A 22,889-nucleotide genomic window follows, 5' to 3' on the forward strand; every position below is an offset into this window, starting at 1 on the left:
TCACTGCTGGCCGGTGCCGAACCGGAGGACGGTGGTAGAGCGGAACTCCTGGCCGGGGCGGAGTTCGGTGGCGGGGTAGGCGGGGTGGTGGGGCGAGTCGGGGTGGTGCTGGGTCTCCAGGGCGATGCCCGCGTACGGGCCGTACGGGACGCCTCGGGCCCCGCTCACCGCGCCGTGGAAGCCGTTGGCCGTGTAGACCTGGATGCCCGGCTCGGTGGTGCGGACCTCCAGCGTGCGGCCGCTGCCCGGGTCCTCCAGGAAGGCCGCGTGGGCCGGGGTGCCGTCGGCGGGGCGGGGGCGGAGCACCCAGTTGTGGTCGTAGCCGCCGTGCAGTTGCGGGTGGTCGTCGTCGATGGCCTTGCCGACCGGGCGGGCGGTGGTGAAGTCGAACGGGGTGCCCGCGACCGGCTCGTACGGGCCGTACGGGATCTGGCGCTCGTCGACGGGGGTGTACTCGTCGGCGTCCAGGGTGAGCAGGTGGCCGAGGATGTCGCCGCTGCCCTCGCCCGCGAGGTTGAAGTAGGCGTGGTTGGTGAGGTTGACGACGGTGGGGCGGGTGGTGACGGCCCGGTAGTCGAGGGCGAGCTCGGCGCCGGTGAGGGTGTAGGTGACCCAGACGTCGAGCGCGCCGGGGAAGCCCTGGTCGCCGTCCGGGCTGTGCAGGTGGAAGCGGACACCGCCCGGGGTCTGCTCGGCCTGCCAGATGCGGTGGGCGAAGCCGTCCGGGCCGCCGTGCAGGGTGACGCCGCCGCCGGTCGGGGCGAGCCGGTGCTCCTCGCCGTCCAGGGTGATCCGGCTGTCGGCGATGCGGTTGGCGTACCGGCCGACGGTGGTGCCGTAGTGGCGGGCGGCGCCGAGGATCGAACCGAGGTCGTCGGTGCTGAGCAGCACCTGCCCCGGGGTGCCGGACCGGTCGGGGGCGGTGAGGGTGTGCAGGGTCGCGCCGAGGGTCAGGAGGGTGGCCTCGACCTGGCCGCTGCGGAGCGTCCACCGCTCGATGGCGGCGCCCGCGCCCGTCGCCTCGAAGGGCTCCCGGCTGACCTCGGTCCCTGCTGCCGACGCCGTCATGGCTCGCTCCTCGCTCCGCCCGCCCGGGTACCCGCGCGGGGTGATCCTGTCTGGCACCAGAGCCTAGCCCCGGCGCCCGCCTCGGGAGCGCGTACGACCCTCCGCGCTCCCCCGTTGCGCCTCACGATCCGGCAGACCTGCACGGCCCATCAGACCTCCGGACCGTCAGTCTTTCGGCCCGTCAGACCTTCGGACCGTCACTCCGGCTGGTCGGACTCGGGCAGCGCCCGGGGCTGGGGCAGGCCGAGTGCCGCCGCCAGACCCTCCGGGCCGGTGCCGGCCTTGCGGTGGACGTTGGCCAGCCGTCGGTGCACCAGGCTCAGCTGGACGCCGAGCTGCTCGGCGATCCGCTGCGGCGGCACACCCGCGACGGCGAGCTTGGCGACGTCCCACTCGGGCTGGCTCAGTGCGTCCTTGCTGAGGGTCCGCAGGCGGTTGGGGTGCACCCCCGAGGTGGCCAGCTCGCGGCGGGCGCGCGAGACCAGGCCGTCGGCGCCGCAGTGCTGGGCCAGCTCGATGCCCTGGTAGAGGTACTCGGCGGCGTCCTCCAGCCGGCCGGAGCGACGCTGCGCCTCGCCCAGGTCGACCAGGGCGTGGGCGAGTTCGTACCCGGCGGGCGACTGGGTGAGGGCTCCGACGGACTCCTCCAGCAGTTCGACGACGCGCGGGCCCTCCCAGACGGCGGCCTGGAGGCGCAGGGCCGTGCCGATCGCGGAGGCGGTGCCGAACTCGCGGGCGCGGGCGACGGCGTCCTCGGCGATCCGGCGGGCCTCCTCGGGCTGGGTGGGGGCGAGCGCCACGGCGAGGTGGGAGGCCCAGGGCGCCCAGACGGTGTTGCGCCTGCCCCGGGCGTCCAGCTGCGCGCCGACCTCGGTGAGCGCGGCGATGGCGCCCGCGTTGTCGCCCCGGGCGAGCAGCAGCTTGCCGTAGAGGGTGGGTGCGTCGGGCAGCACCATGGCGGTGGGGTGGAAGGGCGGCGCGAAGCGGTACTTGACCGCCAGCTCCCAGGCCTCCTCCGTCCGGCCCCTGGCCAGCAGGGTGTCGGCGAGCACGCCGACGACGTCCCACTGGAGCGGGAGGTCGGGGGCGATCCGCTCGGAGAGCCGCAGGCCGCGCCGGAGGAAGTCCTCGGCCTCGGCGAGGAAGCCGCGCCGGAAGCGCACCAGGCCCATCAGGAAGTAGGCGAAGCCCAGGTGCGCGCCGCTCCACCCGGCGACCTCGAACTCGAGAATGGCGTCGGAGAACAGCTTCTCCGCGCGGGAGAGCTGGTCGGTGTAGGCGTAGGTGAGGCCGACGATGGCGGGCAGTTCGAAGCCCCAGGTGGTGCCGCGCCAGCCCAGCTCGGGCGGCAGCTTGCCGTTGACCAGGGCCTGGTCGACGAGTTCGAGCGCGGAGTGCACGGGCTTGCCGCGCAGGGTGAGGTCCCAGGCCAGGAGGGCGAGGACGGCGTGGGCCGCATCCTCTTCGCCGGTCAGGTTGTCGTACATCTCTCGGAGCTTGACCGAGCGTCCGGGGCCGTCCTCCTCGTCCCGCTGCCAGAAGCGCCACATCAGCTGCGAGGCCCGCAGCCTGAGCCTGCCGGGGCCGGGCGGCGTGCGGTCGGCCTCCTCGCGGCAGGTCTCGGCCGCGGCGAAGAGATCGCCGGAGTGGGCGAGCACCTCGGAGAGCCGGAAGGTCGCGTCGATCCGCAGCTCGGGGCTGAGCCCGCCGTCGAGTTCGAGCGCGAGGTGCAGCTGGTTGACGGTCGCGGCCGGGTCGGTGAGCAGCGCGGCGCAGCCCGCCTCGTACAGCACCTCCGCCCGGTCGTCCTCGTCCGGCGGCTCGTTGAGGGCGCGCTCCAGACACCGGTACGCGGCCTCGGGGGCGCCGATCGCCAGGTGTTCCACGGCGGCCTTGCGCAGCTTGCGGACGATCTCGTCGTTGCCCTCGGGGTGGGTCTCCAGCAGGTGCCGGGAGGCCTCCAGCAGCCCGGTGCCCGCGTTCTCCAGCACTGCGGCGGCCATGCCGTGCATGCCGGTGCGGACGCCGGGGAGCATCGACTGGTAGATCGAGGTGCCGATCAGCGAGTGGACGAAGTCGAGCCGTCCGTTCGGGCTCGTGGTGAGCACCCGGTGGCGGCGGAGCTGGCGGACGGCCTCGTCCGCCTCGGCGGGGGTGTGGGTGGAGATGTTGGCGGCGATGCTCTGCTTGATGTCGGTGCCGAGCAGGGCGGCGGCCCAGGCGAACCGCAGCACGCTGGGGCCGAGCTTGTCGAGCCAGTACTGCCGGTCCATGCCCTTGGCGGACGCGGCCAGGTCGTGCAGCTGCGGGGCGTTCTCCTCGACCGGTGCGAGTGACTGCTCACGGATCTCGCGCAGCAGCGTGCCGGTGTCGTACGGGTTGCCCGCGGTGACGGCCCAGACCTGTCGGCAGAACGCCGCCTCCGCCTCGCCGCCGAGGGCGTCCTTGACGAGTTCGGCGACGGAGGCCGGGTTGAGCATGCGCAGCGTGTGCTTGCGGGTGGCCTGGCTCTCGATCTGCCGGTGGAAGGCGACGGCGTCCTCGGGGATCTCGTCGCCCCGGTAGGCGAAGACCAGCAGGACGGGCAGGTTGCGGGAGCGGCCGGCGAAGTCGGCGATCCAGCCCAGGGACTCCAGGTCGGCCCAGTGCAGGTCGTCGACGACCATCACCAACGGTGCCCGGCGCGGGGCGAGTTGGGTGAGCACGTAGTCGAGGCCGTCCCGGACGCCCTGCGGGTCGAGCGGCTCCATCTCGCCGGAGGGCGGGACGAGGCCGATCGCCGGGCCGACGATGCTGTACCAGCCGCCGAAGACCTCGGCACGCTCGGTCTCGGTCAGGCTGCCGAGCACCGGGAGCAGCAACTGCCGTAGGACGTGGAAGGGTTCCTTGGTCTGGCGCTCGCCGCCGCGGCCGGAGAGGAAGGTGCAGTTCTTCCGCAGCCCGGCCATCCGGCGGACCTCGTCGAGCACCGAGGTCTTGCCGTGCCCGGCGGGCGCGGAGAAGGTGAGCAGCTCACCGATCTCGGTGCCGCCCGCTTCGAACTCGTCGCAGAGCTTGGCCAGCGACTGTGCGACGGAGGCGAGTTCGGCCTCTCGTTCGAGCAGCCGCTGCCCTCCGCCGGCGGGTGCGCCCGGCCTGTGCTCGCCCTCGCCCTGCAGCGCGTCCTGCTGTCCGGCCACTGCCCCGCCTCCGCCTCGCCGTTCCGTCTTCGAGCCCGCCCTCGCGGCATGCCCCTCGGCGTGCCCGCGGACACGTCCTCCGCCAGGGCTGTTCCGCTCTCGGGGTATTCCCCGCCGACCTTAGCGCTGCGCGCGCCCCCTTGGGGCGCATTCACGCAGGCCGGGGAGCACTACGGGGGTTCAGACCCGGCAACCCGGGCAAATGCCCTGACACCTCTGCCATCTGATGATCAGATCGGATACTCTTCGCCCCGGCGAGGACCAAAGATCATCTTTGCCCCGTACACGGAACACCACCCCACGGAGACCAGCCCAAACGCACACACCGCACCTTCAGCAGCGCCGGGAGTCCGATGTCCGACGACACCTCACTTGAGCTTCCGTTCCCCCACCGTCGCAGCCCCCACCGAGCCCAAGCCGCCGCACACCACCAGGAGTGGCTGCACCGCCACCGCGACCTGGCGGCCGCCACCGGCGAGACCGCGTACGCCCACTGGGAGATCGTCGAGCTCGCCGCCCTCAGCTACCCCGAGTGCTCCCCCGCCGATCTCGGGCTGGCCACCGACCTGTTGGGCTTCTACTTCCTCTTCGACGACCAGTTCGACGGGCCGCTCGGCCGCCGCCCCGAACAGATCGCCCGGATCTGCGAGCGGCTCGGCGCCGTCCTGCACGGCGCCCGCCCCGACGGCAACTCACCCGTCGAGCGGGCCTTCGCCGACATCTGGCGGCGCAGCCTCCAGGGCATGCCCGCCCGCTGGCAGTCCCGCGCGGCCTACGACTGGGAGTGGTACTTCGCCAGCCACGCCGCAGAGGCCGCCGGGCGCAACTCCGGCCGCCTGCCGGACCGTCAGGGCTACCTGATGCTGCGGCGGGGCACCGCGGCGATGGAGACGGTCTTCGACATGATCGAACGACTCGGACGCTTCGAGGTGCCGCAGGCCGTGCTGCACCACCCCGTGCTCCGCCAGCTCCGCCAACTCGCCGCCGACATACCCTCGCTGACCAACGACGTCCGCTCGTACCCGCTGGAGGCACCGCGCGGGGACGTCTGCAACCTGGTGCTGATCGCCCAACGCGAGCGGGCCTGCTCGGTGGAGGAGGCCTGCGCGGTGGTGATCGACGAGGCGCAGGTGATGGTCGACCGCTTCGCCGAACTGTCCACCGAACTCCCCGACGTGTACCGCTGGTTGGAGCTCAGCCAGGCAGAGCGCGAGGCCGCCCGCCGCTACACCGACGGCCTCGCCAACTGGCTGGCCGGCTACCTCCACTGGGAGGAGCGGACGGGCCGCTACCACGCGGCGTAGCCCGGCCGGGGGTGCGGGGCCCTGCTCGTCCGCCGAGCCCCGCACCCCCGGCCGGCCCGCACCATGGCGGACCGTGCCGGTCGGGGCTAGGGTGCGCTGCGTACGTGTCAGCTCACAGCCTGCAACTGAGGAGACACCGCGCATGACGGTCTACCAGCCTCCCGGACAGCCCGGCAGCATCGTCAACTACCGCTCCCGCTACGAACACTGGATAGCCGGCGGCTGGACGCCACCCGTCCGGGGGCAGTACTTCGAGAACCCGACCCCGGTCACCGGCAAGACCTTCTGCGAGGTCGCCCGGGGCACCGCCGAGGACATCGAGGCGGCCCTCGACGCCGCCCACGCGGCCGCCCCCGCCTGGGGTCGGACCTCCCCCGCCGAGCGCGCGCAGGTGCTGCTGAACCTCGCCGACCGGATGGCCGAGAACCTCGAACAGCTTGCCGTCGCCGAGAGTTGGGAGAACGGCAAGCCCGTCCGCGAGACGCTCGCCGCCGACCTCCCACTGGCCGTCGACCACCTGCGCTACTTCGCCGGTGCGCTGCGGGCCCAGGAGGGCGGCCTCTCCCAGATCGACGACGACACCGTCGCCTACCACTTCCACGAGCCGATCGGCGTCGTCGGTCAGATCATCCCGTGGAACTTCCCACTGCTGATGGCGATCTGGAAGCTCGCCCCGGCGCTCGCCGCCGGGAATGCGGTGGTGCTCAAGCCCGCCGAGCAGACCCCGGCCTCCATCCTGCTGCTGATGGAGCTGACCGCCGACCTGCTCCCGCCGGGCGTCGTCAACGTCGTCAACGGCTTCGGCGTTGAGGCCGGCAAGCCGCTCGCCGCCAGCCCCCGGATCGGCAAGATCGCCTTCACCGGTGAGACCACCACCGGGCGCCTGATCATGCAGTACGCCAGCGCCAACCTCATCCCGGTCAGCCTGGAGCTCGGCGGCAAGAGCCCCAACCTGTTCTTCGCGGACGTCGCTGCCGAGCAGGACGCCTTCTACGACAAGGCACTTGAGGGCTTCGCCATGTTCGCCCTGAACCAGGGCGAGGTCTGCACCTGCCCCAGCCGCGCGCTGATCCAGAGCTCGATCTACGACCGCTTCCTCGGCGACGGCCTCGCCCGCGTCCGCGCGATGCGCCAGGGCAACCCGCTCGACACCGACACCATGGTCGGCGCGCAGGCCAGCAACGACCAGCTGGAGAAGATCCTCTCCTACATCGACATCGGCCAGGCCGAGGGCGCCAAGGTGCTCGTCGGCGGCGAACGCGTCGACCTCGGCGGCGAGTTGGCGGGCGGCTACTACGTCGCACCGACGGTCTTCGAGGGCAGCAACTCGATGCGGATCTTCCAGGAGGAGATCTTCGGCCCGGTCGTCGCCGTCACCCGCTTCGACGACTTCGCCGACGGCATCGACATCGCCAACGACACCCTCTACGGCCTCGGCGCGGGCGTCTGGAGCCGGGACGGCAGCGTCGCCTACCGGGCGGGGCGGGCCATCCAGGCCGGCCGGGTCTGGACCAACTGCTACCACGCTTACCCGGCGGCGGCGGCGTTCGGCGGCTACAAGAACTCCGGCATCGGCCGGGAGAACCACAAGATGATGCTGGAGGACTACCAGCAGACCAAGAACCTGCTGGTCAGCTACTCCCCGCAGGCGCTGGGGTTCTTCTAGGATGCCGCCCTCCCAGGTCGCCGTGACGGCCGAGGCGGCGGAGCTGCTGCGCCGCCTCTCGGCCGAGCACGGCCCGCTGATGTTCCACCAGTCCGGCGGCTGCTGCGACGGCTCGGCCCCGATGTGCTACCCCGCCGGGGAGTTCCTCACCTCCGAGGCGGACCACCTGCTCGGCGAGCTGCACATCGACGGCCTGGCCCCCGTCCCGGTCTGGATGGCCCGGGACCAGTACGCCTACTGGTCCCACACCCACCTCACCATCGACGTCGTCCCCGGCCGGGGCGGCGGCTTCTCCCTGGAGACCCCGACCGGCCTGCGCTTCCTCACCCGGTCACGCCTGCTCACCGACGAGGAGTCGGCGATCCTCGGCCGCTGAGGCACCGCGGGGAGCCACGGTGGGGAGCCACGGTGGGGAGCCGCAGCGCGCGGCTCCCCGCCTCTCGACCGCACCACCGCTCAGTCGCCCAGCCCCGACGTGGCCAACGCGAACTCCTCCTCCGTCAGCAGCCCCCGCCGCACCAGCTCGGCGAGCACCCCGGCGACACCGCCGAGCGGCGGCTCGCCGTGCCCCGCCGCGTACGCAGCGCCGCCGACCACCAGCCCCCGCACCAGCGGAGTGCCCACCGGCCGGACAGCTCCGACCGGCCGGATCGGACGCATCGGTCCTCGCATCACGCACTCACTTTCCGGCCGCCGCGACGCGCGCCTGAGCGACGCGGACGGCCTCCTCGATGTTCTCGGGCGGGATGCGGACCCCGGAGGCGATCCGGCCGCCGACCGACCGCAGGGCCTCCGCCGCGGCCTCCGCCCAGACGTGCTCGATCAGCACCAGCAGGGCGACCGTGCCGGGTTCGAGCAGCTCGGCGGCCTCCTGCGCGTCCTCCGGACCGATCAGCGGCAGCGCGTGGCTGCCCTCCACCACCACACCCCTGAGGTGCTCGAAGTCGGAGAGCTCCCCGTACGAGGCCTCGCCGTCGGCGTGCCGGGTCACCACCAGCGAGTCGATCACCCGGATGTCGCCCGCCGTCCGCAGCTTGACCAGCGCGGACGCGGCCTCGACGGTGATGGTCTCCTGCGGGAACGTCAGGACGAGCAGTTCGGCCGGCCCCATCGGTGGCTTCCTTCCCGGGTCACAGGACGGCTAATCGCCCTATATCGGGCATCTAAGCACACCGGCGCACGGCGACCCGGTAAGCCCGACGGCCGGTCGGAGCAGCGCGGAGTGCAGCGGCCGGGGGCCCGTGCGACGGTGCGAGAGGCCGCTCCCGGCCACCCCGCGACCCAGGAGACACCACCGATGACCATCGCCAACGACCGGCTCTCGGACCCGACCGTGCGCTCGCTCGTCACCGCGATCAACGCCAACGACCGCGCCGCCTTCCTCGCCCTGCTCGCCCCCGACGCCACGATGTCCGACGACGGCACCGAACGTGACCTTGAGCAGTGGATCGACCGCGAGATCTTCTCCTCGCACGGCCACCTGGAGGTCCGCTCCGAGGCGGACGCCGGCCGCACCCTGGTCGCCGACTACCGCAACGACACCTGGGGCGAGATGCGGACCCGCTGGCGCTTCACCGTCGCAGGCAACAAGATCACCCACTTCGCCACCGGCCAGGCCTGACCTCGCACCCGTGCCCCCACGGCTAGGCGAGGCAGCGCCGCACCGCCGCGATCAGCGTGCGGGAGCGGATGTCGCCCGTGACGCCCGGCTGCATGCCGTTGGTGACGTAGCCGAAGCCGAGGCCCAGGTCGGGGTCGGCGAAGCCCAGGGAGCCGCCTCGGCCGGGGTGGCCGAAGGCGGCCGGGGAGGACATCGGGGAGGTGGGGCCGTGGCGGAAGTAGCCGAGGCCGAACGAGGTGTTGATGATCAGGACGCGGTCCGGGCCGCTGACCGCCGGGCCGACCGCTTCGTGGAGCCGCTCGGCGGAGAGCAGCGGGGGCAGCAGTTCGCCGGGGCTGCCGCCGTGGCGGTCGGCGGCGCCGATCAGTGCGGCGTAGAAGCGGGCGACGGAGCGGGCGGTGCCGATACCACCCGCGCCGGGGATCTCGACGGCCTGGACGGCCGGGTCGTTGAGGTCGACGGCGGGGCGGACGGCGGCGAAGGCGCGGGCCGTCAGCGAGGCCGGGTTCTGGTAGGCGTCGACGACGGCCTGCCGGGGGCGCAGCCGCAGGCCGCTGGGGCCCGCGTGGGCGGCCTCGGGGGCGGGCAGGTCGACCAGGCGGCCGACCCGGGGGCGGGCTGCGGCGGGGAGGCCGATCCAGAGGTCGAGGCCGAGCGGGCGGGCGATCTCCTCGGCGAAGTACTGGCCGACGGTGCGGCCGCTGGCGCGGCGGACGACCTCGCCGACCAGCCAGCCGAAGGTGTAGGGGTGGTAGCCGTGTGCGGTGCCGGGCTCCCAGGCGGGGGCCTGGGCGGCGACGGCGGCCGCGGCGGGCTCCCAGGCGATGACGTCCTCGATCCGCAGCGGGACGTCCAGCACGGGCAGCCCGGCCTGGTGCGAGAGCAGCCAGCGGACGGGCACCCGCTCCTTGCCGGCCGCCGCGAACTCGGGCCAGTACGAGGCGACGGGCGCGTCCAGGTCGAGCCCGCCCTGCTGGGCGAGGTGGAGTGCGGCGGTGGCCGTGAGCCCCTTGGTGACGGAGCGCAGCACCTGCGCGGTGTCGGCCGTCCAGCCGACGGCGGGGGCGGGCCGGCCGCCGACCTCGGGCCGCGCGTCGCCGCCCCAGAGGTCGACCACCTTGCGGCCGTCCAGGTAGAGCGCGAAGGCGGCGCCGAGTTCGCCGTGGTCGCGGAAGTTCTGCGCGAACGCCTCCCGGACGGGCTCGAAGCCCGCCGCCGTCTCGCCCCAGATCTCCACCACAGCGCTGCCCTCCGTCGTTCGAAAACCATCCCGAACGATAGTCGGCGCGCCGGTACCGCGCCGATCCGGCACCGGGCTTCGGTACCTTCTTCGTCATGACGAACCCCGCCGAAGAGCTGCTGGACGTGGTGGACGAGCAGGACCGGGTGGTCGGCCAGGCCGTCCGGGGGGAGGTGTACCGGCTCGGGCTGACGCACCGGTGCGTGTTCATCCTGGTCCGCGACCCGCAGGGCCGGATCTTCACCCACCGCCGGACGGAGACCAAGCTCTTCGCCCCGGGCGCGTACGACTGCTTCGTCGGCGGCGTGGTCGGCGCCGGGGAGACGTACGCGAGCGCGGCCGTCCGGGAGGCGGAGGAGGAACTCGGGGTGACCGGCATCGAGCCGAGGCCGCTCTTCAGGTTCCTGTACGCCGACGGGCCGTGGTGGTGCGACATGTACGAGGCGGCCTGGGACGGCCCGGTCTCGCCGCAGGTCGAGGAGGTCGCCTGGCACGACTGGCTGACGGAGGACGAGCTCGCGCAGCGGCTGACGGAGTGGGAGTTCGTCGCGGACGGCCGCGAGGCGTACCGGCGCTATCTGGAGCTGCGCCCGGCCTTGTGATCCCGGGCGTGATCGCGGGCGTGATCCCAGTCGGGGTGCTCGCGGGCGGCCCAGAGGTGGTCGACGCTGCCGGTCCGCAGGCCCCGGCGGGCCTCCGGGTCCTTGACGGCCATCCAGACGTGCCCGCCGACCACGATCGCGACGGCGAGCGCCAGCCAGTCGTGGACGAAGGTCGCGCCCGTGCGCCAGACCAGCGGAGCGAGGTGGGTGAACCACATCAGCAGCCCGGTGCCGGTCATCACCAGCACCGCCCCGGCGATCCAGCCCGCGTACAGCTTCTGGCCCGCGTTGAACTTGCCCGCCGGGCGCCGGTACGAGCGGCGGCGCACCGCGCGCAGCCACTCCCGGTCGTAGGGGGCGAAGCGGTTCAGGCGGGCCAGGTCGGCGCGGAACGCGCGGGAGGCCAGGCCGAGCAGCAGCGGCACCGGCAGCGCGAGGCCGCACCACTCGTGCAGGGCGGTGACGAGTCGGCGGCGGCCGACCAGTTCGGAGAGCGGCGGGTAGTACAGGCAGGCGGCCGTCGCCAGGCAGACGAGCATCAGGGCGGCGGTGGCCCGGTGCACCCACCGCTCGGCGGGGGTGAACCGGGGGATGCGGGTGCGGTCAGCCGGTCGGGGCATCGTCGCGTCCGTTCGATCGGCCGACCCAGGCGTCGACGTCGTAGCCGTAGTGCTCCCAGTAGCCGGGCTGCACGGTCGGGGTGAGGGTGATGCCGGAGAGCCACTTCGCGGACTTGTAGAAGTACATCGGCGCGACGTAGAGCCGCACCGGGCCGCCGTGCGCGTGGCCGATCTGCCCGTCCTGCATCTTCAGCGCGACGAGCACGCCTGCCTGCCGGGCCTGGTCGAGGCTGAGGCTCTCGGTGTACGAGCCGTCGAAGCAGCTGAACCGGACGGCCGTCGCGCCGTCCTGCACCCCGGCGGCCGTCAGCAGGTCGGCGAGCGGCACGCCCTCGAACGGCACGCTCGGCACCCGCCAGCCCGTCACGCACTGCACGTCGTGCACCACCCGCTGCTGGCGCATCGCCTGGAGGTCGGCCAGCCGGTACGTCGCCGGGCGGTCGACCATGCCGTCGACGGTGAGGGTGTAGTCGGCCGCCGTCCTGGTCGGCACCGAGCCGACCACCGAGTAGTAGCGGAATCCGCCACCGCCCGGCAGCAGCCCGCTCAGGCCGGTCGGGTCCTTGCTCGTCACGCTCTCGACGGCCCGCTGGAGGTAGGGCCCGGCCGCCACCCCGGCGGCCCCCAGCCCGAGCATGCCGAGCACCACCCGGCGCCCGACGGGGGTGCCGAGGGCCCGCTCGGCGTCGTCCGAAGAATTGCTCACCCTTCGATTCGACCAGCTCAGCGGCCCGATGGCCAGAGCCGGCGGCTCCACGTCAGACTTTCGTCACACTCCGCCGATAGGCTTCCGCCATGGCTTCCCGTACGCCACCGGTCGCGGACCGGTCCGAGGACGAACAGCGGCCCGTCGGCCGGACGCCGCGGCGCAGACTGAGCGTGGACGAGCGCCGGGAGCAGCTGATCGCCGTCGCCCTCGACCTCTTCGCCCAACGGCCGCCGGAGGAGGTGTCGATCGACGACATCGCCGCCGCCGCCGGGGCCTCCCGCCCCTTGGTCTACCACTACTTCCCCGGCAAGCAGGCGATCTACGAGGAGTCGCTGCGCCGGGCCGGGCAGGAGCTCGCGGGGCGCTTCGAGGAGAAGGCCGAGGGGGCGCTCTCCGAGCGGCTGCACCGGGTGATGGGCCGGTACCTGGACTTCGTGGACAGCCACGGGCCCGGCTTCGCGGCGCTGCTGCGCGGCGGCTCGGTCGCGGCGAGCCCGGGGACGACGGCGGTGATCGACGAGGTGCGGCGGGCCGCGTACGAGCAGATCCTGCTGCACCTGGCGCTGCGCGAGCCGAGCGCCGGGGTGCGGCGCACGGTGCGGGCGTGGATCGCCAACGCCGAGATCACCTCGTTGGAGTGGCTGGGCGAGCGGAGCGTGCCACGCGAGGAGCTGCAGTTGCAGCTGGTGCAGGAGTTCGTCGTCGCGCTCACCGTGACGGCGGCCCGGGAGCCGGGCCTGGCGCTGGAACTCGCCGACTTCTTCACCGCCGAGCAGCCCGACGGGCCGACCGGGCGGCTCGTACGCGACCTGGCCGGGCTGCTCGGCGTCCCGGGCCTGGCCGACGCCCTGGGGCGGCTCGCCGCGGGGCTCGCGGCGGAGTGAGCGGCGGAGTGAGCCGCCCCAGCGGCCCGGCGCCCGTGGGCAGGGTGCCGGAGCGTCAGGCCCGTCTGATAGAAAATGGGCAGCGTTTCACCGTTTACGAGCTTTAGAGCGAGGGGGGCTCAGCACCATGACTCAGGACGACTTCGCGGGCGCGGAGCGGATCGGGGCCACGCTCGACGTGCTGGCCGAGGCACTGCTCGACGGGCGGGCCTCGCACTACCCCGTCGACTCGCTCACCGACTTCCACCGGGCCGACCACCCGGCCACCGACGCGCTCTTCGGCCTGCGGCTGAGCAGCACCGGGCACGGCGCGCTGACGGTGCGTGGGCTCGGCACGGTCGTCGACGGCAGCACCGCCCGGCCGGCCGAGCAGGGCGCCGGGGCGGAGACCGCCGCGGCGCTGCTCGCCCGCTACGGCGGCGGGTCCGTCCGTGGCGTCGACGCCGGGGCGGCCGGCGGTCTGACGGCCGGGCACTTCCAGCTGCCGGTCCGGGCCGAGAGCTCCGACCCCGGCCTGCGGCCGCCCTTCCCCGCCGTGCTCGCCGCGCTCGCCTCCAACCGGGAGACCCTGGTCGCGGACGAGCTGGCGACGGGCGCCGGGGTCGAGGTGCGCCTCGTGGTGCCGCCCGTCTTCCACCCGCTCTCCGCCCGGGGCAGCAGCGCCGACCGGGCCACCCACCTCGCGGAGACGGCCGAGGAGCTGTTCGCCGGGGCCGACGCGCAGGCCCGCAAGGAGTGGGCCGTGCTGAGCGCGGTGCTGGCCGAGCCGCTGCACGCGGCCGGGGTGGTCTTCGCCGGGCTCGCCGCCCTGACCGTCGGCGACCGCCCGAGCCACGCCTCGCTGGTCCTCTCGCTGACCGCCGACCGCACCCCCGTCACCGAGCTGGCCACGCAGCTGGCGGACAGCCGCCCCAACGCCGAGGTGTGGACCGTCCTGCTGCCCGCCGGGCCCGCCGTGGTGCTGGTGGAGGGCCGGACGGCCCCGCTGCCCGCCGCGTTCAGCCCGGACGGCATGCGGCGCTGGGCGATCTCCTCGGTCGCCCAGGCCTTCCTGCCGCTGCCGGACGGCGGCACGGTGCTGACCGCCCAGCTCGGCACCGTCCGCTCGGAGGACTGGGAGCTGTACGCGGGTGCGTTCGCCGAGCTGCTGACGAGCCTTCAGCTCGGCTGGGACGGCGTGCTCGCCACCAGCCGCCCGCTCGAGCAGGCCGCCGCCCCTCTTCAGCCTGAGCCGCCGGTCGCGCCGATCCCGGCGCAGGCGGCACCGGTGCAGGCGGCCCCGCCCGCTCCGGCCGCCCCGCCGATGGCTCCCCCGACTCCGGCTCCGGCCCCGGCTGTGGCCGCCCCCGCGCCGCAGCAGCAGCCTGCAGAGGAACCGAAGGGTACGAGCGTCCAGGTGCCCCCGGCGGACTTCAACCCGTTCGCGCCGCCGTCCCTCCCGGTGCCGGCCCAGGCCGCCGCGCCGGAGGCGGAGGGCGCCGCCAAGGGCACCTCGGTCCACGTCCCGCCGGCGGACTTCAACCCCTTCGCTCCACCGGCACCGGCCGCCACGGCCACCGCCGACGGCGAGGGCAGCACGCCGGTCCACGTGCCCCCGGCCGACTTCAACCCCTTCGGCCAGAGCGCCGCCCCGGCCGCACCCGCTGCTCCGGCGGCTCCGGCCCAGCCCGCTCCGCCCGCCCACAACCCCTTCGGCTGACCGGCCGACCGACTGACCGACCCACCGGGGGCGCGGTTCGCCGCGCCCCCTCGGCATGTCCGGCTGCGTCTCTGGCTGTGCGTGGTCCAGACCTATTGCCAGCGCACCGTCACATCCCTACCCTCCAAGACAACAGACCTCCGTGGCACCCCGACGGCCCGGAGACCTCTGCCCCGCGCTGCCCTGCGGCAGCCGAGCCGCACCTGCACACCTCCCCACAGGTAGGGGAGCCTCCATGCCCGCTTCCGCCGGGCCGGACGCTCCCGGACAGGAGCTCAGAAACCATGCGCAGACGTCGGATCCGCCTTCCCCTGCTCGCTGCAGGGGCACTGATCGCCCCGTTCCTGGCCGTCGCCCTGCCGGGCGCCGCCCACGCCGCCTCGGCCACCGCCACCTTCGCCAAGGACCAGGACTGGGGCTCCGGTTACGGCGGCAGCTACACCATCAACAACGGCACCGGCAGCACCATCAACGGCTGGACGCTGGAGTTCGACCTCCCGGCCAACAACTCCGTGGCCTCGCTCTGGAACGCCACCTACACCACGGCGTCCTCGCACGTCACGGTGAAGAACCCGTCCTGGCAGAGCACCATCGCCCCTGGCGCCTCGTACAACTTCGGCTTCAACATCGCCTACTCGGGTGCCTACGCGCCGCTGCTCAACTGCAAGTTGAACGGCAAGCCGTGCGACGGCACCGGCGGTGGCGACACCCAGGCGCCCACCGCGCCGGGCGGTCTGACGGGGACGGCGGGCAACGGCTCGGCCGCCCTCAGCTGGACTGCCTCCACCGACAACGTCGGGGTGGCCGGGTACGACGTGTTCAACGGCAGCAGCAAGGTCGCGACCGTCACGGGCACCAGCACCACCGTGACGGGGCTGCCTGCGGGCACCTACAGCTTCACCGTGGTCGCCTTCGACGCGGCGGGCAACCGCTCGGCCCCGGGCGGGCCGGTCTCGGTGACCGTCCAGCCGCCACCGCCGGACAGCCAGCCGCCGACGGCCCCCGGCACCCCCACCGTGACGGGCACCAGCTCGACGTCGGTGTCGCTGGGTTGGACCGCCGCGACCGACAACGTCGGCGTGACGGCCTACGACGTCTACAACGGCGCCGGCCTTGCCGCGACGGTGAGTTCGACCTCGGCGACGGTCTCCGGGCTGGCCGCCGACACCGCGTACACCTTCACCGTGAAGGCCCGCGACGCGGCGGGCAACGTCTCGCCCGCCTCCGGCGCCGTGACGGCTCGGACGCAGACCGGCGGCACCAACCCCGGCGGTGGGCTGAAGATCGGCTACTTCACCCAGTGGAGCATCTACGCCCGTGGCTACAGCGTGAAGCAGCTCGACACCTCCGGCAGCGCCGGTCGGCTGACCACGCTCAACTACGCCTTCGCCAACATCGATCCGACCAGCAAGAAGTGCTTCATCACCAACCACGCGGCCGGGAACGACTCCGACCCGAACGCGGGTGACGGCGCCGGTGACGCCTGGGCGGACTTCGGCAAGGGCTGGGACGGCGGCTCCTCGGTGAACGGCTCCACCGACACCTGGGACCAGCCGCTCGCGGGCAACTTCAACCAGCTGAAGCAGCTCAAGGCCAAGTACCCGAACCTCAAGGTCCAGATCTCGATCGGGGGTTGGTCCTACAGCAAGTGGTTCTCCGACGCCGCCGCGACCGACGCGTCCCGCAAGGCGATGGTCAGCTCCTGCATCGACCTGTACCTCAAGGGCAACCTCCCGGTGATCGACGGCCGGGGCGGCGCAGGCACGGCGGCCGGGCTCTTCGACGGCATCGACCTCGACTGGGAGTGGCCGAACGCCGACGGGCACCTGGGCAACATCTACAAGCCCGCCGACAAGGCCAACTACACCCTCCTGGCACAGGAGTTCCGCCGCCAGCTGGACGCCCTGGGCGCCGCCAACGGCAAGCACTACACGCTCAGCGCCTTCCTCCCGGCCGACCCGGCCAAGATCTCGGCGGGCATCGACATCCCCGGCCTGTTCGGCCAGTTCGACTTCGCGACCATTCAGGGCTACGACTACCACGGCGCCTGGGAGACGACGACCAACCAGCAGTCGGCCATCTCGCTCCCTGCCGGAGACCCGAGCCCGCTCAAGTTCAGCTCCGAGATCGCCATCAACGCCTACGTCAACGGCGGCGCCCCGAAGAGCAAGCTCACCCTCGGCATCCCGTTCTACGGACGCGGCTGGACGGGCGTCCCGGCGGGCAGCACGCACGGCCTGTTCCAGACCGGCACCGGCCCCGCACCCGGCACGTACGAGAACGGGTACGAGGACTACCACAAGCTCAAGGACATGGCGGCGAGCGGCGGTTACACCATCTACCGTGACCCGGTCGCCGGGTACTCGTACATCTACAACGGCTCGGTCTTCTACACCTACGACGACCCGACCGAGATCGCCCGCAAGACCGCCTGGATCAAAGCCCAGGGGTTGGCGGGTGCGATGGTCTGGTCGTTCGACGGTGACACCAGCAACGGTGAGTTGATGGCAGCCGTGGACAACGGCCTGAAGTAGTAACGGAGTTCGTCAGGCGCGGCGGGCCAGGTGCACCACATCGGGCACGCCGCGCAGGACGGGGATCTCCACCGTCCGCACGCCGGCGAAGCCCGCCGCGCGGAGCGCCTGCTCGAAGGCGGCGGACGGCTGCGCACTCCAGACCGCCAGCACCCCACCGGGGTTGAGCCTGCGCCGGGCTGCGGCGAGACCGGCCGGGCCGTAGAGCCCGGCGTTCGAGTCGGTGACCGTCCAGTCCGGGCCGTTGTCGATGTCGAGGCAGAGCGCGTCGTACCTCTCAGCGCCGGTGTCCAGGTACTCGACCAGGTCGGTGTGCAGCACTACGACCCGGGGGTCGTCCAACGCGCCCTCCGAGAACGCCGCGAGCGGGCCCTCCCGATGCCAGTCGATGATCGCCCCTTCCCGCTCGGCGACCGCGATCCGCCCCCACCGGGGCTCCGCGGCGGCGTACGCGAGCGAGAAGCCGACCCCGAGCCCGCCGATCAGCACCGCCGGTCGCCCGACGGAGAGTTGGTCCAGCGCGGCCTGTACGAGCAGCCGCTCCGAACGACCGTCGGCGGTGTCCATCAGGAAGCAGCCGTTGGCGATGATCTCGTAGTGCTCGCCGCGCCGGCGCAGCACCACCTCCCCGAACGGGCCCTCCCGGCGGTCGAGCGTGACGGGCGCGGCCAGGCTGTCCCGGTCGATGAGCTGGTCGGGAAGTGACATCGCGTACCTCGTGAGCTGGGTGATCCGCCGTACCCGACCCAGCTTAGAGGTTTCGCCGTCGGCCACCAGGGATTTTCCGAGGGCCCGTCGGCGCGTCAGGTGGTGAGCAGGACCCCCGCGTAGCTGACACCCGCGACGACCACCCAGGAGGCCAGGCCGAGGGCCGCCACCCGGCCGCCGGTGCGGGCCATGGTCGGCAGGTGGACCGCACTGCCGAGGCCGAACAGGGCTGCGGCGAGCAGGAGTTCCTGGAGGGTCTGGGCGGTGTCGAGAGCTCCGGCGGGCAGGTCGACGACGCTGCGCAGCACGATCATCAGCAGGAAGCCGACCACGAAGAGCGGCAGCAGCGGCGGGCGGGCGGCGGTGCTCCCGGCGGCCTTGCGGCGGCGGGCCAGGGCCAGGCCGACCCCGGCGGTGAGCGGCGCGAGCAGGGTGACCCGCATCAGCTTGACCAGGACGGCCTCCCGCAGGGCGGCGGGTCCGCCGGTCTGGGCGGTGGCGACGACCTGGCCGACGTCGTGGACGCTCGCGCCGACCCAGCGGCCGAAGGCCTCCGGGCCGAGCCCGAGCGGCTGGTGGAGCAGCGGGAGGACGGCGATGGCGAGGGTGCCGCAGAGGGTGACGAGGGCTACGGAGGTGGCGATGTCCTCCTCCTCGCTCCCGGCGGCCTGGCTGACGGCGCCGATCGCGGAGGCGCCGCAGATCGAGTAGCCGGTGGCGATCAGCAGCGGCTGGTCGCCTGGGAGGCCGAGGCGGCGGCCGAGCCAGACCGTGCCGAAGAAGGTCGCGGTGACGACGGCGAGCACCATGGCGACGGTCGCCCAGCCGAGCCCGGCGACGTCGTGCAGGCTGAGTTTGAGGCCGAGCAGGACGACGCCGGCCCGCATCAGCCGCTTGCCTGCGAACGAGAGCCCGGGGCGGGCGACGCCCTTGACCAGCGGGCGCAGGACGGGCAGGTGGGCGGCGGCGACGCCGAGCAGCACGGCGGCGGTGAGCCGGGGCACGGCGGGCACGGCGGCGTGGACGGCCCAGGCGGCGGCGACGCCGAGCGCGGCGAACGCGAGGCCGGGCGCGTCGCGGCGCAGGCCCGAGGGGGCGGTGGTGGCGGAGGTGGCCTTGGCAGGGCGGGCGGCGGCCCGGAGGGTCAGTGCCATCGGCGGGTCAGCACTCCCCGGCGGGCAGTTGGTAGATCCGGCGGACGCTGCTGCCGAGCCGGCCGATGTCGGCGCCGTAGACGTGCAGGGAGATCGCCGTGCCGGTGCCGGAGTTGCGGACGCTGTGGATGTCGCCGGGCGGGGCGAAGCCGCAGACGTCCCCCCGGCCGTTGCGGATCTCGCCATCGGCGACCAGCCGGGCGGCGCGGCCGTCGCTGACGAGGCGGTAGCGGCGCTCGGTCTCCTCGCCCTCGTGGACGCCGGTGCTGCACCAGGCGAGGTGGTCGTGGATGGAGGTGCCCTGTCCGGGCAGCCAGACCAGGGCGACCAGCGAGAAGCTGCCGTCGGCCTCGGCGTGCAGGAGGTGCTGGCGGTACCGGTCGGGGTGGCCGATCCGCTGGCCTTCGGTGAGGAGGTCGACGCTGCCCAGGTGGGGCGCGAGTGTCTCGGCCGCCAGATAGGCCGTCAACTCGGGCGCGAGGCCCCGGTCGACGACGGTGCGCAGTTCGCCGATCAGGCTGTGCATGCGCTCCGTCAGGCAGCTGACACCGATGGTCGCGGATTCTGTCATGTTGTCAGCGTCCGGCCGGTCGGCCCATCACGTCCAACGACAGTTCTTTCGCCACTTTCAAACTGTGGCTTATGAATGGAACGGAGCTCTCAGCACCCCTGCCGGGCGGCGGCCACCGCGCGCAGCTCGTCCAGCACCAGTGCGGTGGCCGGCACCCGCAGGTGCTCCCGCAGGACGTACGCCGAGACCTTGCGCCGCAGGTGCGGCTCCACCAGCCGTCCGGTGACCTTCCGGTGGCTGAGGAAGGAGAGCACCAGGGCGGGCATCATGGAGATGCCGACCCCGGCGGCGACCAGGCTCTGCACGGCGAGGTTGTCGTCGGTGGTGAAGACCACGTCGGGGGTGAAGCCCTCCTCCGCGCAGACCTGGAGGAAGTTGGCCCGGCAGCGCGGGCAGCCGGCGATCCAGCGTTCCTCGCTGAGGTCCCGCAGCCGTACGGCGTGCCGCCGGGCCAGGGGGTGGCCGACGGGCAGCAGCACCGTCAGCTGGTCCTCCAGCAGCGGGATCTCGACCAGCCCGTCGGGGCTCTCGGCGTTCTCCGCCCCGGGTGCGGCGGGTGAGCCCGGGTAGGTGAAGGCGAGCGCGATGTCGCACTCGCCGCGCAGCAGGCGGTGCACGGACTCGGGCGGTTCGGCCTCCAGCAGCTCGACCCGCACTCCCGGGTGGTCGGCGAGCAGCCGGGCCATCGCCTCGGGGATGAGCGTGGCGTTGGCGCTCGGGAAGGCGCAGATCCGCACCCGCCCGGCGCGCAGCCTGGCCAGTGCGGTGAGCTGCTGCTGGGCGGCGCTCAGGCTGCCGAGGATCAGCTCGGCGTGGCGGGCGAGCGCCTCGCCGGCCTCGGTGAGCCGCAGGCCCCGGCCCGCCCGGGTGAAGAGCGGCACGCCGACGGTCCGTTCCAACGCCTTCATCTGCTGGGTGATGGCGGGCTGGGTGTAGCCAAGCGCACGGGCGGCCGCCGAGTACGAGCCGGAGCTGACCACTTCGTGGAAGGTCTTGATGTGCCGTGAGTCGAACACCGGTGAATCATAAGCAGAATTTGGGGCGCCGGACCACTACCTCAACCACACCTTTGGTTTCCCCGCGTCTCAGCAGCTCACCGCTGCCCCGGCCGCAGCGGCGGTAAGCAGGGATTCGGCGGCCGAGGTACGGGCGTAGAGCACCGAGCGCCCGGCGCGGTGGGCGCTGACCAGGCCCGCGTCACGCAGCGCGGTCAGGTGCTGGGAGGCCCCGGCCGGGGAGATCCCGGTGCGCCGGGCCAGCTCGGTGGTGGAGGCCAGCACCTCCAGCTCGGCCAGCAGCAGGGTCCGCGTGCGTCCGAGGACGGCGGTGAGGGCCGCGCTCCCGGTGACGGGCCGGGATTCGCCGAGTGAGCCGATGCCCCGCGCCGGGTAGGCGAGCTGCGGCGGGTCCGGCGGCGTCACACGGGTGAGCGGGACCGGCCCGATGAACGCCGAGGGGATCAGCAGCAGCCCCGCACCCGCCGTCCGCCGGGGCATCGGGTTCGTCCGGCGGCCCAGGCGCAGCACGTTGTCGTCCCAGCCCACCGAGGCGTGCAGGTCGTTCAGCAGGTGGACCGCGCCGTGCTCGGCGACCTGCCGGGCCCGGTGGAAGACGTCGGCGTCGAGCACCGCCCGGATCCGCGCCCAGTAGGGGGCCAGCGCGAGCTCCCAGTAGGTCCGGATCTCCTCCGCGACCCTGGCCAGCTGGGCGGTGGGCCGGGCGTGCAGGCTGCGCAGCCGTGGGCCGAGCGGGCCCTGTTCGCGCAGCGGCCTCGGGCACGTGGCAGCTCGGCGACCTGACGGTCCACCGGATCGGCTTCGGCGCGATGCGCCTCACCCAGAACGGCGAGGCCTTCGCCCCCGACGCCGTGCCGAGCGATCGAGGCCGGGCGGTCGGTGTGCTGCGCCGCGCGGTCGAGCTCGGGGTGAACCACATCGACACGGCCTCGTTCTACTTCTCCCGGCTCCGCTCCGCCAACGAGCTGATCAGCCGGGCGCTCGCCCCCTACCCGGACGACCTCGTCATCACCACCAAGGTCGGGCCGAGCCGAAGCTCCTCGGGCGAGTTCCTCCCGCATGCCACCCCGGCGCAGCTGCGCGGCCAGGTCGAGGAGAACCTGCGCCAACTCGGCCGCGACCACCTCGACGTGGTGAACCTGCGCATCGTCGGCACCGCTCCGATCGCCGAGCGGTTCGGCGCGCTGGCCGACCTGCGCGACGCCGGGCTCATCCGCCACCTCGGCCTCTCCAACGTCCACCCGCACCACCTCGCCGAGGCCCAGGCCATCGCGCCGGTGGTCTGCGTGCAGAACCGGTACGGCCTCGGCATCCGGCCCGACCACGACGAGTTCCTGCACACCTGCGGCCGGCTGGGCGTCGCATACGTGCCGTTCTACTCGATCGCCGGGCCCGGGGGCGAGGCGGGCGCGAGCGGCGCGGCCGACGACGAGGTGCTGGCCGTCGCCCGCGCCCACGGGGCCGCTCCGGCGCAGGTCCGGATCGCGTGGACCCTGCACCGAGGCCCGCACGTCCTCGCCATCCCCGGCACCGGCGACCCCGATCACCTGGCCCCCAACGTGGCCGCCGGGGCACTCCGCCTCACCGAAGACCAACTCGCCACCCTGGACTCCCTCCACCATCGCCGAGGAGCTGCCGGACCCAGGTGAGCGGGAGCCCGGCGCGCGAGCCGCGTCCGCCGACGCCACCTGCGACTTCGCGGACTTCTCCGGTGAGCCTTCCGGTGGACCTTCCGGTGGTCCTTCCTGGTGCCCCCTTCCGCCGGGGTGTTCAGCTGTACACGGTCAAGCGCCAGGGTCCTCCACGGTCCCCCACCGCTTGCCGGCACGGGGACCACGGCGCGCTGCCCCGAGTGGCCGGAGCGATCCCCACCTCATCGAGCACAGGAAGGTGTTGCCCGTGAACGACCTCACCACCCGGACCCCCCAGGAGATCTTCCGCAGTCACGGACAGGCGCTCATCGCCGAGGACCTCGACAGGATCGTCGCGAACTACGCCCCCGACGCGGCCTTCATCACCCCGGCCGGCGTCAGGCACGGCAGGGCCGGTGTCCGCGAGGGCTTCGCCCGACTGTTCGCCGACCTCCCGCATGCCACCTGGGACTTGAAGATCCAGACCTTCGAGGGCGACCTCCTCTTCCTGGAGTGGGCCGCCGACTCCGACACGAACCAGGCACGGCACGGCGTCGACACGTTCGTCTTCCGCGACGGGCTCATCCAGACCCAGACCGTCCGCTACACGCTGACCCCGAACAGCTGAGGACATCAGACCTATGACTAGTCTCCTGCGCACCGCCGGTTCCGCCGTGAGGAGC

The 22,889-nt window shown here is 73.2% G+C and carries 22 protein-coding genes; 10 read left to right on the top strand and 12 right to left on the bottom strand.

Annotation, left to right across the window (positions count from 1 at the left end; all coding sequences use genetic code 11):
- Both ACR68M_RS02900 and ACR68M_RS02905 read right to left on the bottom strand, forming a co-directional pair.
- The gene (locus ACR68M_RS02900) at positions 1-1,068 is read right to left on the bottom strand and encodes an aldose epimerase family protein (RefSeq protein WP_441248783.1); all 1,068 of its coding nucleotides are present in this window, start codon (positions 1,066-1,068) and stop codon (positions 1-3) included.
- A 197-nt stretch (positions 1,069-1,265) separates the two neighbouring features.
- Positions 1,266-4,247, bottom strand: coding sequence for an ATP-binding protein (locus tag ACR68M_RS02905; RefSeq protein ID WP_441248784.1), 2,982 nt, complete (start codon positions 4,245-4,247; stop codon positions 1,266-1,268).
- Positions 4,248-4,600: 353 nt separating this feature from the next.
- Here ACR68M_RS02905 and ACR68M_RS02910 point away from each other — a divergent pair, with 353 nt between their 5' ends.
- From ACR68M_RS02910 to ACR68M_RS02920, 3 genes are all read left to right on the top strand, one after another.
- Positions 4,601-5,551 (top strand): terpene synthase family protein, encoded by a 951-nt coding sequence (locus tag ACR68M_RS02910; protein ID WP_441248785.1) that lies wholly within the window; start codon positions 4,601-4,603, stop codon positions 5,549-5,551.
- Positions 5,552-5,693: 142 nt separating this feature from the next.
- Positions 5,694-7,217 carry an acetaldehyde dehydrogenase ExaC gene (gene exaC, locus ACR68M_RS02915; protein WP_441248786.1) on the top strand — a complete coding sequence of 508 codons (1,524 nt, stop codon included), beginning with the start codon at positions 5,694-5,696 and terminating at the stop codon, positions 7,215-7,217.
- Position 7,218: 1 nt separating this feature from the next.
- The gene (locus ACR68M_RS02920; RefSeq protein ID WP_441248787.1) at positions 7,219-7,593 is read left to right on the top strand and encodes a DUF779 domain-containing protein; all 375 of its coding nucleotides are present in this window, start codon (positions 7,219-7,221) and stop codon (positions 7,591-7,593) included.
- A gap of 80 nt (positions 7,594-7,673) precedes the next feature.
- On the opposite strand, the gene ACR68M_RS02925 is transcribed toward ACR68M_RS02920, so the two are convergent.
- Both ACR68M_RS02925 and ACR68M_RS02930 read right to left on the bottom strand, forming a co-directional pair.
- Entirely contained in the window at positions 7,674-7,841 is a 168-nt protein-coding gene (locus ACR68M_RS02925) for a hypothetical protein (protein ID WP_441248788.1), read from the bottom strand.
- A 55-nt stretch (positions 7,842-7,896) separates the two neighbouring features.
- Positions 7,897-8,328 (bottom strand): DUF6325 family protein, encoded by a 432-nt coding sequence (locus ACR68M_RS02930; RefSeq protein ID WP_441248789.1) that lies wholly within the window; start codon positions 8,326-8,328, stop codon positions 7,897-7,899.
- Positions 8,329-8,514: 186 nt separating this feature from the next.
- Here ACR68M_RS02930 and ACR68M_RS02935 point away from each other — a divergent pair, with 186 nt between their 5' ends.
- Positions 8,515-8,838, top strand: a complete 324-nt coding sequence (locus tag ACR68M_RS02935; RefSeq protein ID WP_441248790.1) for a nuclear transport factor 2 family protein — start codon at positions 8,515-8,517, stop codon at positions 8,836-8,838.
- Between the two features lie 22 nt (positions 8,839-8,860).
- Here ACR68M_RS02935 and ACR68M_RS02940 read toward each other — a convergent pair whose 3' ends face one another.
- A complete protein-coding gene (locus ACR68M_RS02940) occupies positions 8,861-10,078 on the bottom strand; it encodes a serine hydrolase domain-containing protein (protein ID WP_441248791.1) in 1,218 nt (405 codons plus the stop codon).
- A gap of 95 nt (positions 10,079-10,173) precedes the next feature.
- Between ACR68M_RS02940 and ACR68M_RS02945 the strand changes: the two genes are divergently transcribed.
- Positions 10,174-10,680 (top strand): NUDIX hydrolase, encoded by a 507-nt coding sequence (locus tag ACR68M_RS02945; RefSeq protein WP_441248792.1) that lies wholly within the window; start codon positions 10,174-10,176, stop codon positions 10,678-10,680.
- Here the strand turns inward: ACR68M_RS02945 and ACR68M_RS02950 are convergent.
- A complete protein-coding gene (locus tag ACR68M_RS02950; protein ID WP_441248793.1) occupies positions 10,653-11,300 on the bottom strand; it encodes a cytochrome b/b6 domain-containing protein in 648 nt (215 codons plus the stop codon). The genes ACR68M_RS02945 and ACR68M_RS02950 overlap by 28 nt on opposite strands.
- Entirely contained in the window at positions 11,284-12,006 is a 723-nt protein-coding gene (locus ACR68M_RS02955) for a molybdopterin-dependent oxidoreductase (RefSeq protein WP_441248794.1), read from the bottom strand. The genes ACR68M_RS02950 and ACR68M_RS02955 overlap by 17 nt, the downstream gene beginning before the upstream one ends.
- Positions 12,007-12,095: 89 nt before the next feature.
- On the opposite strand from ACR68M_RS02955, the gene ACR68M_RS02960 reads away from it, so the two are divergent.
- The 3 genes from ACR68M_RS02960 (at position 12,096) to ACR68M_RS02970 (ending at position 17,126) form a co-directional block, all read left to right on the top strand.
- A complete protein-coding gene (locus tag ACR68M_RS02960) occupies positions 12,096-12,893 on the top strand; it encodes a TetR/AcrR family transcriptional regulator (RefSeq protein ID WP_441248795.1) in 798 nt (265 codons plus the stop codon).
- Positions 12,894-13,020: 127 nt separating this feature from the next.
- On the top strand, positions 13,021-14,592 hold the full coding sequence (locus ACR68M_RS02965; protein WP_441248796.1) for a hypothetical protein: 1,572 nt from the start codon (positions 13,021-13,023) through the stop codon (positions 14,590-14,592).
- A 284-nt stretch (positions 14,593-14,876) separates the two neighbouring features.
- A complete protein-coding gene (locus ACR68M_RS02970; RefSeq protein WP_441248797.1) occupies positions 14,877-17,126 on the top strand; it encodes a glycosyl hydrolase family 18 protein in 2,250 nt (749 codons plus the stop codon).
- Between the two features lie 12 nt (positions 17,127-17,138).
- Here the strand turns inward: ACR68M_RS02970 and ACR68M_RS02975 are convergent, their stop codons facing one another.
- The 5 genes from ACR68M_RS02975 to ACR68M_RS02995 form a co-directional block, all read right to left on the bottom strand.
- Complete coding sequence (locus ACR68M_RS02975; RefSeq protein WP_441248798.1) at positions 17,139-17,834, bottom strand: spermidine synthase; 696 nt, start codon at positions 17,832-17,834, stop codon at positions 17,139-17,141.
- A 95-nt stretch (positions 17,835-17,929) separates the two neighbouring features.
- On the bottom strand, positions 17,930-18,988 hold the full coding sequence (locus tag ACR68M_RS02980; protein ID WP_441248799.1) for a YeiH family protein: 1,059 nt from the start codon (positions 18,986-18,988) through the stop codon (positions 17,930-17,932).
- Positions 18,989-18,995: 7 nt separating this feature from the next.
- Positions 18,996-19,559, bottom strand: coding sequence for a cysteine dioxygenase (locus tag ACR68M_RS02985; RefSeq protein ID WP_441248800.1), 564 nt, complete (start codon positions 19,557-19,559; stop codon positions 18,996-18,998).
- Positions 19,560-19,648: 89 nt separating this feature from the next.
- Complete coding sequence (locus ACR68M_RS02990) at positions 19,649-20,575, bottom strand: LysR family transcriptional regulator (protein WP_441248801.1); 927 nt, start codon at positions 20,573-20,575, stop codon at positions 19,649-19,651.
- 69 nt (positions 20,576-20,644) lie between these two features.
- Complete coding sequence (locus ACR68M_RS02995) at positions 20,645-21,187, bottom strand: ArsR/SmtB family transcription factor (RefSeq protein WP_441248802.1); 543 nt, start codon at positions 21,185-21,187, stop codon at positions 20,645-20,647.
- A 110-nt stretch (positions 21,188-21,297) separates the two neighbouring features.
- Between ACR68M_RS02995 and ACR68M_RS03000 the strand changes: the two genes are divergently transcribed.
- Entirely contained in the window at positions 21,298-22,224 is a 927-nt protein-coding gene (locus tag ACR68M_RS03000) for an aldo/keto reductase (RefSeq protein ID WP_441248803.1), read from the top strand.
- Between the two features lie 250 nt (positions 22,225-22,474).
- A complete protein-coding gene (locus ACR68M_RS03005; protein WP_441248804.1) occupies positions 22,475-22,834 on the top strand; it encodes a nuclear transport factor 2 family protein in 360 nt (119 codons plus the stop codon).
- The last annotated feature ends 55 nt before the right edge of the window (positions 22,835-22,889 follow it).

This window comes from Kitasatospora sp. McL0602 (assembly GCF_052076145.1).
In the GTDB taxonomy this organism is placed as follows: Bacteria; Actinomycetota; Actinomycetes; order Streptomycetales; family Streptomycetaceae; genus Kitasatospora.

Excerpts from the sequence above, each read along its gene's own strand:
- ACR68M_RS02930 (WP_441248789.1), bottom strand. The coding sequence starts at position 8,328 with ATGGGGCCGGCCGAACTGCTCGTCCTGACGTTCCCGCAGGAGACCATC.
- ACR68M_RS02910 (WP_441248785.1), top strand. The coding sequence starts at position 4,601 with ATGTCCGACGACACCTCACTTGAGCTTCCGTTCCCCCACCGTCGCAGC.
- ACR68M_RS02900 (WP_441248783.1), bottom strand. The coding sequence starts at position 1,068 with ATGACGGCGTCGGCAGCAGGGACCGAGGTCAGCCGGGAGCCCTTCGAG.
- ACR68M_RS02985 (WP_441248800.1), bottom strand. The coding sequence starts at position 19,559 with ATGACAGAATCCGCGACCATCGGTGTCAGCTGCCTGACGGAGCGCATG.
- ACR68M_RS02960 (WP_441248795.1), top strand. The coding sequence starts at position 12,096 with ATGGCTTCCCGTACGCCACCGGTCGCGGACCGGTCCGAGGACGAACAG.
- ACR68M_RS02975 (WP_441248798.1), bottom strand. The coding sequence starts at position 17,834 with ATGTCACTTCCCGACCAGCTCATCGACCGGGACAGCCTGGCCGCGCCC.
- exaC (WP_441248786.1), top strand. The coding sequence starts at position 5,694 with ATGACGGTCTACCAGCCTCCCGGACAGCCCGGCAGCATCGTCAACTAC.
- ACR68M_RS02980 (WP_441248799.1), bottom strand. The coding sequence starts at position 18,988 with ATGGCACTGACCCTCCGGGCCGCCGCCCGCCCTGCCAAGGCCACCTCC.
- ACR68M_RS02965 (WP_441248796.1), top strand. The coding sequence starts at position 13,021 with ATGACTCAGGACGACTTCGCGGGCGCGGAGCGGATCGGGGCCACGCTC.
- ACR68M_RS02950 (WP_441248793.1), bottom strand. The coding sequence starts at position 11,300 with ATGCCCCGACCGGCTGACCGCACCCGCATCCCCCGGTTCACCCCCGCC.
- ACR68M_RS02970 (WP_441248797.1), top strand. The coding sequence starts at position 14,877 with ATGCGCAGACGTCGGATCCGCCTTCCCCTGCTCGCTGCAGGGGCACTG.
- ACR68M_RS02945 (WP_441248792.1), top strand. The coding sequence starts at position 10,174 with ATGACGAACCCCGCCGAAGAGCTGCTGGACGTGGTGGACGAGCAGGAC.
- ACR68M_RS02935 (WP_441248790.1), top strand. The coding sequence starts at position 8,515 with ATGACCATCGCCAACGACCGGCTCTCGGACCCGACCGTGCGCTCGCTC.
- ACR68M_RS02920 (WP_441248787.1), top strand. The coding sequence starts at position 7,219 with ATGCCGCCCTCCCAGGTCGCCGTGACGGCCGAGGCGGCGGAGCTGCTG.